Origin of the sequence: Actinoplanes sichuanensis (assembly GCF_033097365.1) — a bacterium.
In the GTDB taxonomy this organism is placed as follows: Bacteria; Actinomycetota; Actinomycetes; order Mycobacteriales; family Micromonosporaceae; genus Actinoplanes; species Actinoplanes sichuanensis.
The window spans coordinates 11,108,474-11,121,833 of the sequence record NZ_AP028461.1; the positions used below are offsets into that span (position 1 = coordinate 11,108,474).

Annotated in this window: 12 protein-coding genes; 9 read left to right on the top strand and 3 right to left on the bottom strand. The window is 69.5% G+C overall.

The window, feature by feature from the left end; genetic code table 11:
• Positions 1-31 precede the first annotated feature (31 nt).
• The 5 genes from Q0Z83_RS51140 (at position 32) to Q0Z83_RS51160 (ending at position 5,149) form a co-directional block, all read left to right on the top strand.
• Positions 32-874 (top strand): shikimate dehydrogenase, encoded by an 843-nt coding sequence (locus tag Q0Z83_RS51140; protein ID WP_317790811.1) that lies wholly within the window; start codon positions 32-34, stop codon positions 872-874.
• Positions 849-2,237: an Nramp family divalent metal transporter gene (locus tag Q0Z83_RS51145; protein WP_317790812.1), complete on the top strand. Its 1,389-nt coding sequence runs from the start codon at positions 849-851 to the stop codon at positions 2,235-2,237. Before Q0Z83_RS51140 ends, Q0Z83_RS51145 begins: the two co-directional genes overlap by 26 nt.
• Positions 2,238-2,451: 214 nt before the next feature.
• The gene (locus tag Q0Z83_RS51150) at positions 2,452-2,718 is read left to right on the top strand and encodes a hypothetical protein (protein ID WP_317790813.1); all 267 of its coding nucleotides are present in this window, start codon (positions 2,452-2,454) and stop codon (positions 2,716-2,718) included.
• Positions 2,715-3,266, top strand: coding sequence for an RNA polymerase sigma factor (locus Q0Z83_RS51155; protein WP_317790814.1), 552 nt, complete (start codon positions 2,715-2,717; stop codon positions 3,264-3,266). The genes Q0Z83_RS51150 and Q0Z83_RS51155 overlap by 4 nt, the downstream gene beginning before the upstream one ends.
• Positions 3,263-5,149, top strand: coding sequence for a GGDEF domain-containing phosphodiesterase (locus Q0Z83_RS51160; protein WP_317790815.1), 1,887 nt, complete (start codon positions 3,263-3,265; stop codon positions 5,147-5,149). The genes Q0Z83_RS51155 and Q0Z83_RS51160 overlap by 4 nt, the downstream gene beginning before the upstream one ends.
• A 53-nt stretch (positions 5,150-5,202) precedes the next feature.
• On the opposite strand, the gene Q0Z83_RS51165 is transcribed toward Q0Z83_RS51160, so the two are convergent.
• Both Q0Z83_RS51165 and Q0Z83_RS51170 read right to left on the bottom strand, forming a co-directional pair.
• The gene (locus tag Q0Z83_RS51165) at positions 5,203-5,973 is read right to left on the bottom strand and encodes a heme exporter protein CcmD (RefSeq protein WP_378079039.1); all 771 of its coding nucleotides are present in this window, start codon (positions 5,971-5,973) and stop codon (positions 5,203-5,205) included.
• Positions 5,943-7,184, bottom strand: a complete 1,242-nt coding sequence (locus Q0Z83_RS51170) for a VWA domain-containing protein (protein WP_317790817.1) — start codon at positions 7,182-7,184, stop codon at positions 5,943-5,945. The genes Q0Z83_RS51165 and Q0Z83_RS51170 overlap by 31 nt, the downstream gene beginning before the upstream one ends.
• 181 nt (positions 7,185-7,365) lie before the next feature.
• Between Q0Z83_RS51170 and Q0Z83_RS51175 the strand changes: the two genes are divergently transcribed.
• From Q0Z83_RS51175 to Q0Z83_RS51185, 3 genes are read left to right on the top strand one after another with little or no spacing between them, the layout of a single operon-like run.
• Positions 7,366-8,415, top strand: a complete 1,050-nt coding sequence (locus tag Q0Z83_RS51175; protein ID WP_317790818.1) for a serine/threonine-protein kinase — start codon at positions 7,366-7,368, stop codon at positions 8,413-8,415.
• Positions 8,412-9,485, top strand: a complete 1,074-nt coding sequence (locus Q0Z83_RS51180; protein WP_317790819.1) for a hypothetical protein — start codon at positions 8,412-8,414, stop codon at positions 9,483-9,485. Before Q0Z83_RS51175 ends, Q0Z83_RS51180 begins: the two co-directional genes overlap by 4 nt.
• A complete protein-coding gene (locus tag Q0Z83_RS51185; protein ID WP_317790820.1) occupies positions 9,482-11,095 on the top strand; it encodes a vWA domain-containing protein in 1,614 nt (537 codons plus the stop codon). The genes Q0Z83_RS51180 and Q0Z83_RS51185 overlap by 4 nt, the downstream gene beginning before the upstream one ends.
• Before the next feature lies 1 nt (position 11,096).
• Here Q0Z83_RS51185 and Q0Z83_RS51190 read toward each other — a convergent pair whose 3' ends face one another.
• Positions 11,097-12,263: an acyl-CoA dehydrogenase family protein gene (locus Q0Z83_RS51190; protein WP_317790821.1), complete on the bottom strand. Its 1,167-nt coding sequence runs from the start codon at positions 12,261-12,263 to the stop codon at positions 11,097-11,099.
• 64 nt (positions 12,264-12,327) lie between these two features.
• Here Q0Z83_RS51190 and Q0Z83_RS51195 point away from each other — a divergent pair, with 64 nt between their 5' ends.
• Positions 12,328-13,326 (top strand): polyprenyl synthetase family protein, encoded by a 999-nt coding sequence (locus Q0Z83_RS51195; RefSeq protein ID WP_317790822.1) that lies wholly within the window; start codon positions 12,328-12,330, stop codon positions 13,324-13,326.
• The last annotated feature ends 34 nt before the right edge of the window (positions 13,327-13,360 follow it).

The window sequence follows — 13,360 nt, forward strand, 5'->3', positions numbered from 1 at the left end:
ACCAGTTCGTACATTAGAAACGGAGATCGAGATGGCGGCATGCGTCGGGTTGATCGGGACCGGGATCGGCGCGTCGCTGTCACCCGCGTTGCACGAGGCCGAGGGGAGCCACCACCACCTCGGACTCAGTTACACGCTGTTCGACACCGACAGTCCCGCGGAGCTCGAACGGCACCTGGACGAGGCCGAGCGCGACGGCTTCGCCGGGCTCAACATCACCCACCCCTTCAAACAGCAGGTGATCAGGCACCTCGACGAGTTGTCCCCGAACGCCCGGGAAATCGGCGCCGTCAACACCGTCGTCTTCACAGACGGAAAACGGCAAGGGCACAACACCGATGCGTACGGGTTCGCCGAGTCCTTCCGTACCCAGCTCGCCGGCGCGGCCACCGGCCACGTGGTGCAACTGGGGGCGGGCGGAGCCGGAGCCGCCTGCGGCCACGCCCTGCGCGGTCTGGGCGTCGAACGGCTCACCATCGTCGACCCGGACCACTCCCGCGGCGCAGAGCTCGCCGGACGGCTGGGCGCGGAACACCTGACGAAGGCCGGTCCGGCCCTCCTGAAGAACGCCGACGGGCTGGTCAACACCAGTCCGATCGGTATGCGTCACCACCCGGGGATCCCGCTTCCCGCAGAGTCACTCCACCGTGGCCTGTGGGTCGCCGACATCGTTTACATGCCGGTCGAGACCGAGCTGCTGCGCGCGGCCCGGGCCGCCGGACTGCGGGCGGTCGGCGGCGCGGCGATGTGCGCCTATCAGGCCGCCGCCGCGTTCGAGCTGTTCACCGGGCGTACCCCCGACATCGCGCGGATGTTGCTTCACCTCTCCCGACTCCTGGAGCGCGGACATGTTGACCGAGACCACCACTCGTGACCTTCCCGAACCCCCCGGACTACGCAAGATGGTCGGGCCCGGCGTCGTCGCCGTCGGCATCGGCATGGCGGCCGGCGAGATCATCCTCTGGCCCTACCTGACCGCCATCGGCGGCCTCGGCCTGCTCTGGCTCGCGTTCACCACGCTGGCCGTGCAGTTCGTCATCAACATGGAGATCGAGCGCTACACGCTGGCCACCGGCCAGACCGTGGTGGCCGGGTTCTCCCGCTGGTGGAAGGGCTGGGGCATCATCATCTGCCTGGCCGGCGCCTTCCAGTACGTGTGGCCCGGCTGGGCGACCAGCGGCTCGACGGTGTTCACCTACCTGATCGGCGGCGGCGACCCGGTGTGGATCACGGTGGCCACCCTGGTCGTCATCGGTGCCCTGCTGTCGCTGTCCAAGGTGGTCTACAGGACCGTCGAGCGGGTGGAGACCGTCAAGGTCGTCCTCACGCTGTTCTTCCTCGCCGTCGTGGTCGTCTTCGTCATCTCGCTGAGCACCTGGGGTGACGGCGCCAAGGCCACGGTCACCGAGTTCGGGCAGATCCCGGACGGCATCACGTTCACCATGCTGCTCAGCGCGATCGGGGCGGCGGGTGCCGGTGGTGTGCACAATCTGGTGCTGAGCAACTGGATCCGGGACAAGCGGTACGGCATGGGCGCGCACGTGCCTCGGCTGGTCTCGCCGATCACCGGCCAGGAGGAGGCGTCCGGCAACGGCGACCGTTACCAGTTCCCCCTGGACGAGACGTCGATGAGCCGCTGGAACCTGTGGTGGAAGCGGGCCAACGTCGAGCACCTGGTCACGTTCGTGGCGGTGTGTTTCGTGACGATCGGTGTGATGAGCCTGCTGGCGTACGAGACGCTGTTCGGCCGCGGCGATCTCAAGTCGGACCCGTCGTTCCTGCGGATTCAGGGCGACATCTTCGAGGCCGAGGTCGGCACCTGGCTGAAACTGCTGTTCCTGGCGGTCGCGGTGGTCTCGCTGTGGGCGGCCGCGATGGGCCTGCTCGACATCATCGGCCGGCTGGCGTCGGACTTCCTGCGCCGCAACTACCTGACCGACTCGGTGCGGTGGACCGAGCCGCGGCTCTACCTGCTCGTGGTGTGGATCGAGATCGTCCTCGGCTCGGCCATCCTGCTGGCCGGTTTCACCCAACCGCTGGGCCTGCTGATCGTCTCCACCTGCGCGGCCTCGGTGGTGACACTGCTCTACTCGATCCTGCTGGTCCGGCTGAACACGAAGGACCTGCCGGCCCCGATCCGGATCCGTGGCTGGCGCCTGGGTGGCCTGCTGCTGGCGATCACCTTCTACGGCTTCTTCGCGATCGCGATGGTGGTGACCCAGCTCGACAAGCTCTGAGCGAATCAAGCCCGCGGGTGCACTTGCTCGCGGGCATGATTCCATCACTGAGCGTCACTCAACCTAACGGGCAGCATCGATTGGTCGTACGGATGAGTTGGCGCAGTTGAGGTCTTGATCATCGATCTTCTCGAATTTGCCCGCCGCTCGGGCACTTACCGAACGTCGTTCTCCGGGACTTAGTTGCAGAAGGGTTGACAGCTGGAGGACGGTAATGATCGACATTGGGGGATGGCTCGCCTCAGGGGACGGGCTGATCACCGTGCTGGCGGTGAGCCTCAACCTCGGAGCAGTGCTGCGCATGATGTTGCTTCAGCACGGCCGGTTGCAGGTCGAACGGGAGCGGTCGGCGCGGATCGCCGGCATCGTGCGGTCGGCCGGTCAGCAGATGCCGGTCCGGGTGGACGAACAGGACGGCGACGGGCGGCGTGTGGTCGAGGTCGGCCCGGTTGCACAGCACTCGCCGGAGACGATGGCATGAATCCCGCCGAGGCCACATGGAGCGAGAACACCGAGGTCGCCCCAGGGGCGGCCTTCGAGGTGTTCTTCCGGGAGAACTATCCGAGAGTGGAACGGTTCCTGTGGAGTCTGTGCCCAGACCGGCACCTTGTCGACGATGCCGTTCAGGAGGCCTTCATCGTCGCCTACGCCAAGTGGGACGTGGTCTCCCGGCACCAGCGGCCGCTCATCTGGGTGCGCAAGGTCGCACGCAACAAGCTGTGGCATCTCCAGGCTCAGAACGGCCGTCACCGGGAAGCGCCCCTGGACGACATCGTTCCGGATCGGCTGACCGAGCCGGCCGATCCCTATGAGGCCCGGCAGACCATCCTGTATCTGCTGCGGCGACTTCCCCGACGTCAGCGTGAGGTGTTGGCGCTGGAGATGGATGGGAGCACGGACGCGGAGATCGCCCTTGAGCTGGACATCACCGAGAACACGGTCCGCACCTACAAGGCGGAGGCGCGTCGCCGTTTTCAGGAGCTGGCCGCCGACGCGGACTATCAGGAAGCGGCGAGGAGGCGCAGATGAGTCTCGACGAGATGATCGCATTGGCGTCGCGTGCGACGCCCACCCCGATGGAACACGCGCGGGCGCGGCGTGCCGTCCGGAGCATCCGCCAGGAGCATGCCCGACGGATCGCACTGGGGCGTGAGATCACCACCGACGTCGACCCGCAGGATCCACTCGCCGCCGGCCTGGACGACATCCACCGGTTCAGCCGTGCGGCCGAGCTCGCGAAGCTGGGCACGGTCGTCTGGGATGCCCGCCGCCAGGAGCTGGTCTGGTCCAACGAGATGGCGATGATCCTCGGGGTGGCTCCGGTGGCTCTGCGGCCGTCGATCACGGAGTTGTTCAGGCTGATCCACCCGGACGAGCGGGCGAACGTTCGGGAGCGGATCACCGTCGCCTGGCGGGACGGCTCGGTGGCCGAGGTTACCTGCCGGGTCATCCGTCCCGACCGGGCCACCGTCTACGTGCACTGCTTCATCGAAGCGGTCGAAGGTAGCGGCGGCCGGCGGATCGGGATCGTCGGAACCGCACAGGACCACACCGAGATCGAGATGGCCCGTCAGGAGAACGACCGGCTCGCGCGCCGTTACGAGAACGTTCGGGCCGACCTGCTGGATCGGGATTCGATCACCGGTCTGCTCACTCGTTCTCGATTCCTGGACGAGGTGGACACCGCCCGGCGGCTCGGCACCGGCACGTTGCTGTTCGTCGCGGCGCCGCCGGGTTCCCAGAAACCGGGGCATGCCGCGTCCGACGGGATCTCGGCCGAGCTGACCTCGGCCACCGCCGAGAGCCTGCGGCGTCTGATCCGACCGGCCGACACGTGCGGCCTCGTCGGTCCCAGTGAGTTCGGCGTCCTCATGCCTTACACCACGTTGGAGTCGGCGGTCCCGATCGCTGAAGAGATCATCAGCGGGCTTCGCGACTCGCCGTTCCTGGCGTGTGCCGCCCGGTTGGACGCACGCGGGGGACTGGTGCGGTACGGCGACCGGCCGGTGACGGAGAGCGCTGACCTCCTGATCGATGCGGAGGCGGCCTGGCGGCGAGCCGCCCGGGACGGTGTGCCGATGCATGTCCTGTGGCAGGCGCCCTCGGAGGAGGAACGTCGAGCCACTCTCGGCGACCGCATCCGATCCGCCGTCGCCGACAACAGATTCGCCCTGTACGCCCAGCCGATCTGGGATTTCGCTCTGAACCGGGTCACCCGTCACGAGATCCTGCTGCGGGTGCTCGACGGTGCCGGCCGGGCGCTCCCGCCGTTGAACTTCCTCGATCTGGCGGAGAGGGTCGACGAGATCCTCCCGGTCGACCGGTGGGTGCTCGATCAGGCACTCCGCTTCGTGGGTCAGGGCCCGCAGACGTCGCACTACCAAATCAACGTGTCCGGGAAGTCGCTAGCCGATCCGAACCTGATCAGGCACATCGAGACGGCGATCGGCAGGTACGGCGTCGACCCGGAGCGGTTGACTCTGGAGATCACCGAGACCGCCCTCATCGGCAACCGTACGGAGGCCCTGCGATTCGCGGCCGGACTCCGGGACCTCGGTTGCAAACTGGCCCTCGACGACTTCGGCGCGGGGTTCGCCTCGCTCAGCTACCTGAAGTACTTCCCGATCGACCTGGTCAAGATCGATGGAGGCTTCATCGAGGATCTTCCCGGATCGCCGACCGACCAGGTGATCGTTCGGTCGGTCGTTCGGATGTGCCGCGATCTCGGTGTCCGCACCGCCGCTGAATATGTGCAGGACGACGCGACGATGGTGATGCTGGGTGAGCTGGGTGTCGACTTCGCCCAGGGATACCACATCGGACGCCCGGAGCTGGTTCGCACCGAGCGGCACGGCCCCCGCTCGATCGAGTTGGAGCTGAGGCCGTACATCGCCGATCGGTCCGCGATCTGACGCCGTGTCGTGAGGCGTCCCCGGCGGGACGCCTCACGACGGTGGCGCTGTTCTCAGACCCGGCGCCGGCGGGTCCAGGAGAAGCCGATCAGGCCGGCCAGCGCGGCCAGGACGCCACCACTCGCCGTCCAGATCCAGCGGGACGAGAATTCCGGGATCCAGTCGAAGGAGAACGACGACTCGTCGGCGGGCGCAGCCGACGGGACGGGCGCCGGTGTGGTCAGGACCTTGCCGGGGCGGTTGTCCGGTACCAGCGGGGCGGCCAGCGAACCCTGATCGGCGCCGGTGTCACCGGTCGGCGCGGTCAGCTTGAGGTTCACCTCGACCGGTAGGCCCAGGTCCTTCTCCGGCAGGTCGGTGCTCGACAGCCGCACGTAGTAGGTGCCGGGCAGCGGGTCGCCGTCCCACGGTTCGGCCCACGAGCGGACCTGCCGGAGTCGGCAGCCGAGCGTCACCGAGGTGTCCGACGTCTCGGCGACCGGGCTCTGCTCGCCGCCGACGCAGGCCTGCCGACGCCGCAGCCCGTCGAACACCTCGACGGTCCACGCGTGCGAACCGGTCCGCCCCTCGGCCGGCAGCTTGACGTCGATCGCGAGTTCCGGCCGCTGCCCGGCGGTGGCCGGGAACTGCCAGTACAGGTAGTCGCCGGTCACGGCGGAGACGTCGACCGGCTGATCCGCCGAGATCGCCACCGCGGTCAGGTACGACGTGCCCGCGGTGCTGACCAGCGGGGTGGGTCCGGCGGACGGGTCGGCGAGAAGAAGAGCCGCGGCCAGTATGAGCTGCTGCATGGTCAGTTCTCCTTCCACTTGGCGACCCACCAGCGGGTCAGCCAGCCGGCCAGCACTCCGGCGATCAGGCCGGCGATCACGAGCACGAAGAGCAGCAGCAGTCCGCGGCCGAGCCCGGGGGCGTCCGGCGCCTGGGAGGCGGCGACCAGGCCGATGCTCAGCTCGACGGGCATACCGGGCGCGCCGGCCGCGGTGGCCGACGCGAACGAGTTGCTCACGATCAGGCAGATGTCCGAGGTCGCGGAGAGTGCCGGTTCCTCGTCACCGGACCAGCGCAGACCCGCCGAGATCACGTCGGCCCGTCCGCTACCCGCGTCCACGCCGCGGACCAATTCCCGGCCGTCCACCGTGGATGCCTTGACCAGCACGCCGTAGTCCCGGTTCAGTGGCCGGTCCAGCGCGATGCTGACCGAGGCCCGCAGTTCGTCGCCGTCACGGACCGAGACCCGGTAGTACCGGTGCTCGCCGATCAGCTCGCGGTCGGTGTAGACGCCGGCGGCCAGCAGCGGCGCGGTCGCACAGTCGGGTGCGCCCTTGACCACGGACGGGGTGACCGGTGGCGGCTGGGCCGCCCGATCGACGAGCTGCTTGATCCGGTCGGTCAGCTCCTCCTCGCTCTGCGCCGCGGCGTACGTGCCCCCGGTCGCCTGGGAGATGCAGACCAGCTGTTTACGGGTCTTCTCGTCGGGCGCCAGACCAAGGGTGTCGACGACCAGGTCGGTGCCCTGGGCGGCCAGTTCGCGGGCCACGTCGCAGGGGTCGGGCGGGGTGCAGGTGTCCTCGCCGTCGGTGATCAGGACGATCCGGCGGGCCGAGCCGGCGCCGTCCAGGTCCTTGGCCGCCTCGCGCAGGGACAGCCCGATCGGGGTGAACCCGGTCGGTTTCAGGGTGGCGATGGCGTTCTTGGCGGCGACCCGGTTGACCTGGCCGACCGCCACGATCTGCTGGGTGTCCTTGCAGCCGAGCTTCTTGTTCTCGCCGCCGTAGGTCGCGCCGAGCACCCGGATGCCGAGCTGGGTGGTCTCCGGCAGGGCGTCGACGACCTCGTTGAAGGCGCGTTTGGCGACTGTCATCCGGGTCTCGCCGTCGATGTCGGCGGCCTTCATCGAGCCGCTGACGTCGAGGACCAGCTCCACCACCGGGGGTTCGGCGGTGGTCTCGTCGGCGTGGGCGGGGGAGGCGCCGAGAACGGCGGCCGCGATCAATCCTATTGCTGCCACTATGGACAGTTTTCTGTGGATCACGCGGCAAGATCATAAACATACTTCATCGGTACGGGTCTCTCGGGGCGGCGCGACCCATGGATGAACGTGTGATGAACAGCCGGCTCTCGCGTGCGCATTGGCGGGAGTTTGCGCCGATTTCTGGCAGGTCAGGTGGTCGTACTATCCGGTCCCGAGCACCTCGATGCCGTCCGGAGTGGAAATGCCCGAGCAGAGCGGCCGCTATCAGAAGATCACGCTGCTGGGAAAGGGCGGGATGGGTGAGGTGTGGGAGGCGCTCGACAGCCACACCGGCCGGACCGTCGCGCTGAAGCTGCTCACCTCGGCCGCCCTGCTCGACCCGGAGCTGCGGGAACGCTTCCTACGCGAGATGCGCCTGGCCGCCGAGATCGAGAACCCGTACGTGGTGGCCGTCTACGACTTCGCGGCGACGCCTCAGCCGTACATCGCGATGCGCCTGATCCGTGGCATCACCCTGGCCGAGGAGATCCGGATCGCGCCGCTCAACCCGGCCCGGGCGGTCGACATCGTCCAGCAGATCGCGTCCGCGCTGGCCGCCGCACACGCCAAGGGCCTGCGGCACCGTGACGTGAAACCGTCGAACATCATGCTGGAGCGTGGGCACCGGGCGGGGCACGATCACGCGTACCTCTTCGACTGGGGTATCGCGCACCGGATCGACACGGCCGACCCGGAGATCACCCGGGGTGGGCAGATCGTCGGCACGCCGTCCTACATCGCCCCGGAACGCCTGCTCGGCACCCGGTCGGACCACCGCGCCGACATCTATTCGCTGGCCGTCGTGCTCTATCAGGCGCTGACCGGGAAGCTGCCGTTCGGCGACACCGGCATGCCGTTCCCGCTGCGGGCGCACCTGTTCGACCCGCCGCGCGGGCTGCCGCCGACGATTCCGGCCGAGTTGCGGCGGGTGGTCGAGAAGGGCCTGGCCAAAGACCCCGATCAGCGGTACGCGAGCGCCTCCGACTTCGGCGAGGAGGCCTGGGCGGCGCTGAACCCGCGGGCCGAGGCGCCGTCCCGGATGTCCCGGGAGGTGGCGTGGCCGATCGGTGGCGGTGCGCTGGGTGCGGTAGCCGGTCTGGGCCTCGCCTCGGCCGGCCTGCTCGACGCGACCTCGGCGTTGTGGGCGCTGCCCGCCCTCGCCACGGCCGGTGCCTTCCTCGGCTGGGGCGTCCGTCCCGGCACCTCCGGCCGCGACGACTCGACCCGCCTGATCGATGGAGCGACCCGATGAGACTCCGGCTACTCGCCGTCGCCGTGGCGGTGCTGCTCATCCTGGTCGTGGTCTGGCGGGTGGCGACCCGCGAGGAGGCCGTCGCCGGTGGCACCTGCGCCACGACGCAGACCGAGGTGAGCGGCATCGTCGGCTCGGAGAAGGAGACCTACCTCAGGGATTCGCGGGTCGTCGACGTGCTCCGCTGTGCCGGGTTCACGCTGCGGATCGACGCGGACGGCTCCCGCGACATGGCGAAGCGGGTCGCCTCCGGGTACGACTTCGCGTTCCCGTCGAGCACCCCGACCGCCGAGAAGATCATGGAGGAGCGTGGGATCACCGAGTCGTACAAGCCGTTCTCCTCGGTGATGGGCGTGGCCACCTTCAAGCCGACCGTCGAGGTGCTGCGCGCCGACGGCGTGGTGCAGACCGTCAAGGGCCGCGACGTCGTCTCGATCGGGCGGCTGATCGAGATGAGCCGGGCCGGGACCACCTGGAAAGACGTCAACCCGGGCTCGCCCAACGGCAACGTGGTGATGCTGCGGACCACCGACCCGGCCGACTCCAACTCGGCGATCATGTTCCTCTCCATCGCGTCGGCCGTGCTCAACGACGACCGGCCGGTCAGCGGTGCCGACGCGCTGCCGAGACTGCTGCCCGACCTGTGCCGGCTCGTCCTCGACCAGGGCACCAAACCGAACACCAGCGGCGTGCTCTTCGAGGAGTACCTGACCGGTGGGCCGGAGCGGATCCCGATGGCGCTGGTCTACGAGTCGCAGTTCCTGGACACCGTCTCCGAGCAGCGGGTGCCCGCCGACGGTGAGCGGGTGCTGCTGTTCCCCGACCCGACCGTGTACGCCTGGCACACCCTGGTCCCGCTCACCCCGGCCGGTAGCGAGCTCGGGAAGCTGCTGCGCGACGACGTGACCCTCAAGGACATCGCGGCCGAGTACGGGTTCCGCCCGCAGGGCCGCACCCTGGCCGACCGCCCGAACCCGCCGGTGGTCGTCGAACCGCCCGACTACCAGGTGCTCGAACTGATGCTCGACAAGCTCGCTGAGCAGCGGAAGGCCGCACAGTGCCCGAAGTGAGACGTCTCCTGGCCGCCCTGCTCGCGGCGACGATCCTGGCCGGCTGCACGGGGAGGGAGACGCCACCACCGCCGCTTCCGGTCAGCTCCGGACCGCCGACGACGCTCCGGGTGCTGGCCGGCAGCGAACTGGCCGACATGCAGCCGATCCTCGACGAGGCGGCGAAGGCGACCGGCGTCTCGGTGAAGATGGACCTGATCGGCAGCCTGGAGGGCGCCGAGGCGGTCGCCACCGGCCGGGCCGACGGGAAGTACGACGCGCTGTGGTTCTCCTCGAACCGCTACCTGGAAACGCTGCCCGAGGCGAAACAGCGGCTCGGCAACGCCACCCGGATCATGGGCTCGCCGGTGGTGCTCGGCGTCCGCGCGTCAACCGCACAACGCCTCGGCTGGACCGGCCGGGCGGTCACCTGGACCGACATCGCGACCGCCGCCGGCGAAGGCGAGCTGACCTTCGCGATGACCGACCCGGCCGCCTCCAACACCGGCTTCTCGGCGCTGGTGGCGGTCGCCTCGGCACTCGACGGCAGAGGCCGGGCCCTGGACGCCGCCGCGATCGACCGGGTGGCCGCCCCGCTCACCGCGTTCTTCAGCGGGCAGCGGATCACCGCCGGATCGTCCGGCTGGCTGACCGACGCGTACATCGGGCGGATGACCGGAACCGATCCCGGCCCGGCGGTGGACGGGCTGATCACCTACGAGGCGTCGCTGCTGGAGCTGAACACCTCCGGGAAGCTGTCCGAGCAGCTGACCGTGATCCGTCCCGGGGACGGGGTGATCAGCGCCGACTATCCCTTGACCCTGCTCACCGGCGCGGCCACCGAAGCCCGCGACGCGCACGAGCGGCTGGCCGCCCATCTGCGCGGCGCCGCCGTGCAGGACCGGATCGTGCGGGACACCGGGCGGCGGCCCGCGGTCACCGGAGTGACGCTGCCCGCCGAGCTGCCGGCCGCCCCGGTGGAACTGTCCTTCCCGGACACCCGGGAGGCGATCGACGCGCTGCTCACCGCGTACCAGGATCGGCTGCGACGGCCGTCCCGGACGGTGTACGTGCTGGACGTGTCAGGCTCGATGCGGGGCGGCCGGATCGCCCAGCTGAAGACCGCGCTCGCCGGGCTGACCGGCCTGAACACCTCACTGACCGGGGAGTCCTGCCGGTTCCGCAGCCGCGAGGAGGTGGTCCTGCTCCCGTTCAGCTCGAAACCGGCGGCGGCGCGGCGCTTCACCGTGGACGCCGCCGACCCGCAGCCGTCCCGGGAGCGGCTTCGGGCCGCGGTCGGCCGGTTGTCCGCCGGTGGCGACACCGCCGTGTACGACTCGCTGCTCGCCGCCTACCGGGAACTGGACGGCGCCGCCGACCGGAACCGGTTCGCCAGCATCGTGCTGATGACCGACGGCGAGAGCAACCGCGGCCGGGCTCTCGCCGATTTCACCGCCCAGCTGCGGAAACGCCCGGCCGACGCCGAGCCGGTGCCGGTCTTCCCGGTGCTGTTCGGGGAGGCCGCCGAGGAGCAGATGCGGCAGGTCGCCCAGGCCAGTGGCGGTGAGGTGTGGGACGCCCGGGGCGGCGACCTGACGAAGGTGTTCTGCCAGATCCGCGGCTACCAGTAGCTCATTTGAAGGCGGCGTGGCCGGTCAGCGCCTGGCCGATCACCAGCGTGTGGATCTCGGACGTGCCCTCGTAGGTGAGGACCGATTCGAGGTTGTTGGCGTGCCGCAGCGGCGAATACTCCAGGGTGATGCCGCTGCCGCCGAGGATGGTGCGGCATTCGCGGGCGATGGCCAGCGCGGTCCGCACGTTGTTGAGTTTGCCGACGCTGATCTGGTGCGGCTTGATCGTGCCGGCGTCCTTGAGTCGGCCCAGGTGCAGCGCGAGCAGCGCCGACGTGTTGAGGCCGACCGCCATGTCCGCCAGTTTCTCCTGGGTGAGCTGGAAGGCGGCGATCGGCTTGCCGAACTGGACCCGCGCCTTCGCGTAGTCGACCGCGGTGCGCACACAGTCGAGGGCCGCCCCGGCCGAGCCGAAGACGATGCCGAACCGGGCCTCGCTCAGGCAGCTCAGCGGCGCCCCCAGCCCCTGCGCGCCGGGCAACTGCGCCGAGGCGGGCAGCCGCACGTCGTCGAACGCCAGCTCACCGGTGATCGAGGCGCGCAGCGACAGCTTCTTCTTGATCGTCCGGGAGGTGAAGCCGGGTGTGTCTCTGGGGACGAGAAAACCCCTGACCCCCTCTTCGGTACGGGCCCAGACGGTCGCCACGTCGGCGATGCTGCCGTTGGTGATCCACATCTTGGACCCGTTCAGGATCCAGTCGTCACCGTCGCGAACCGCCCGGGTGCGCATGTTCGCCGGGTCGCTGCCGAAATCGGGCTCGGTGAGACCGAAGCACCCGATCGCCTCGCCGGCCGCCATCCGGGGCAGCCACTCCTGCTTCTGCTCCTCCGACCCGTACCGCCAGATCGAGAACATCGCCAGCGAGCCCTGCACCGAGACGAAACTGCGCAGCCCCGAGTCGCCGGCCTCCAGCTCCAGGCAGGCCAGGCCGTAGGCGACCGCACTCGTCCCGGCGCAGCCGTAGCCCTCCAGGTGCATCCCGAGGACCCCCAGCTTGCCCAACTCGGGCGCCAGCTCGCGGGGGAAGGTGCCCTCCTCGAACCAGTCCGCCACGTGCGGCCGCACATGGTCGGTCACGAACCGCGCCACCGTCTCGCGGATCTGCCGTTCCTCGTCACTGAGCAGGCTGTCGATGTCCAGCAGATCGAGCGGGTCGGTGAGGGTCATGTCCTGATTCTGCACCGGCGGGCTCGCCGGCGTTCTCTCAGAGGCGTGATCTAGCCTTTTGATCATGGCGGCCTCGATACCTGGACTCAGCGACCTCGTCGATCCGGACGTCCGTGACCGGGTCGCGGAGTTCCTGGCGGAGGTGGAGCAGGAGCTGCTGGTCTCGGTCACCAGTTCCGACCCGCTGATCGACGAGGCCGCGGCGCATCTGGTCCGGGCCGGTGGCAAGCGGTTCCGCCCGCTGACCGTCGCGCTCGGCGCGCAGCTCGGCGACCCGTCCCGGCCCGAGCTGCTGACCGCCGCCGTGATGATGGAGCTGACCCACCTGGCCACCCTCTACCACGACGACGTGATGGACGAGGCGCCGCTGCGGCGGGGCGCGGCCAGTGCCAACTCCCGGTGGAGCAACCGGATCGCGGTCTACGTGGGCGACTTCCTGCTGGCCCGGGCCGCGGACATGGCCGCGAGCCTGGGGGACGAGGCGGTCCGTCTGCAGGCCGGCATGCTCGTTCAGCTGGTCCGCGGGCAGCTCGCGGAGACCGTCGGCCCGCGCGGTGGCGACCCGATCCGGCACCACCTGCAGGTCGTGGAGGACAAGACCGCCTCGCTGATCGCCACCTCGGCCCGGTTCGGCGGCCTCTTCTCCGGTCTGCCCGAGCACCACGTGCGGACCCTCGCCGAGTACGGCACCGCGATCGGTATCGCCTTCCAGCTCTCCGACGATCTGCTCGACATCGCCTCGGAGACCGCCCAATCCGGCAAGACGCCCGGCACCGACCTGCGGGAGGGCGTGCCCACCCTGCCGGTGCTCTACGTGTTGTCCGACTCTTCGGCCGGCAGTCCCCGTTTGCGGGAACTCCTGTCGAAAGGCCCCTTGACCGACGATGAGGAGCACGCGGAGGCCCTCGGCCTGCTGCGTGAGTCGGCGGCGCTGAAGCAGGCGCGGGAGACCGTGCACGGTTACGCGGAGGCGGCCCGGCGCAGCGCCGGCACCCTGCCCGCCGGGCCGGCCCGGAAGGCCCTCGAACAGCTCTGCCACTACATCGGCGAACGAACCGGCTGAGTTTTCTTCACTCCCCCGGCCGAGTGCCGATGGA

Coding starts and splice junctions, on each gene's coding strand:
- Q0Z83_RS51140 (WP_317790811.1), top strand. CDS start 32: ATGGCGGCATGCGTCGGGTTGATCGGGACCGGGATCGGCGCGTCGCTG.
- Q0Z83_RS51145 (WP_317790812.1), top strand. CDS start 849: ATGTTGACCGAGACCACCACTCGTGACCTTCCCGAACCCCCCGGACTA.
- Q0Z83_RS51150 (WP_317790813.1), top strand. CDS start 2,452: ATGATCGACATTGGGGGATGGCTCGCCTCAGGGGACGGGCTGATCACC.
- Q0Z83_RS51155 (WP_317790814.1), top strand. CDS start 2,715: ATGAATCCCGCCGAGGCCACATGGAGCGAGAACACCGAGGTCGCCCCA.
- Q0Z83_RS51160 (WP_317790815.1), top strand. CDS start 3,263: ATGAGTCTCGACGAGATGATCGCATTGGCGTCGCGTGCGACGCCCACC.
- Q0Z83_RS51175 (WP_317790818.1), top strand. CDS start 7,366: ATGCCCGAGCAGAGCGGCCGCTATCAGAAGATCACGCTGCTGGGAAAG.
- Q0Z83_RS51180 (WP_317790819.1), top strand. CDS start 8,412: ATGAGACTCCGGCTACTCGCCGTCGCCGTGGCGGTGCTGCTCATCCTG.
- Q0Z83_RS51190 (WP_317790821.1), bottom strand. CDS start 12,263: ATGACCCTCACCGACCCGCTCGATCTGCTGGACATCGACAGCCTGCTC.
- Q0Z83_RS51195 (WP_317790822.1), top strand. CDS start 12,328: ATGGCGGCCTCGATACCTGGACTCAGCGACCTCGTCGATCCGGACGTC.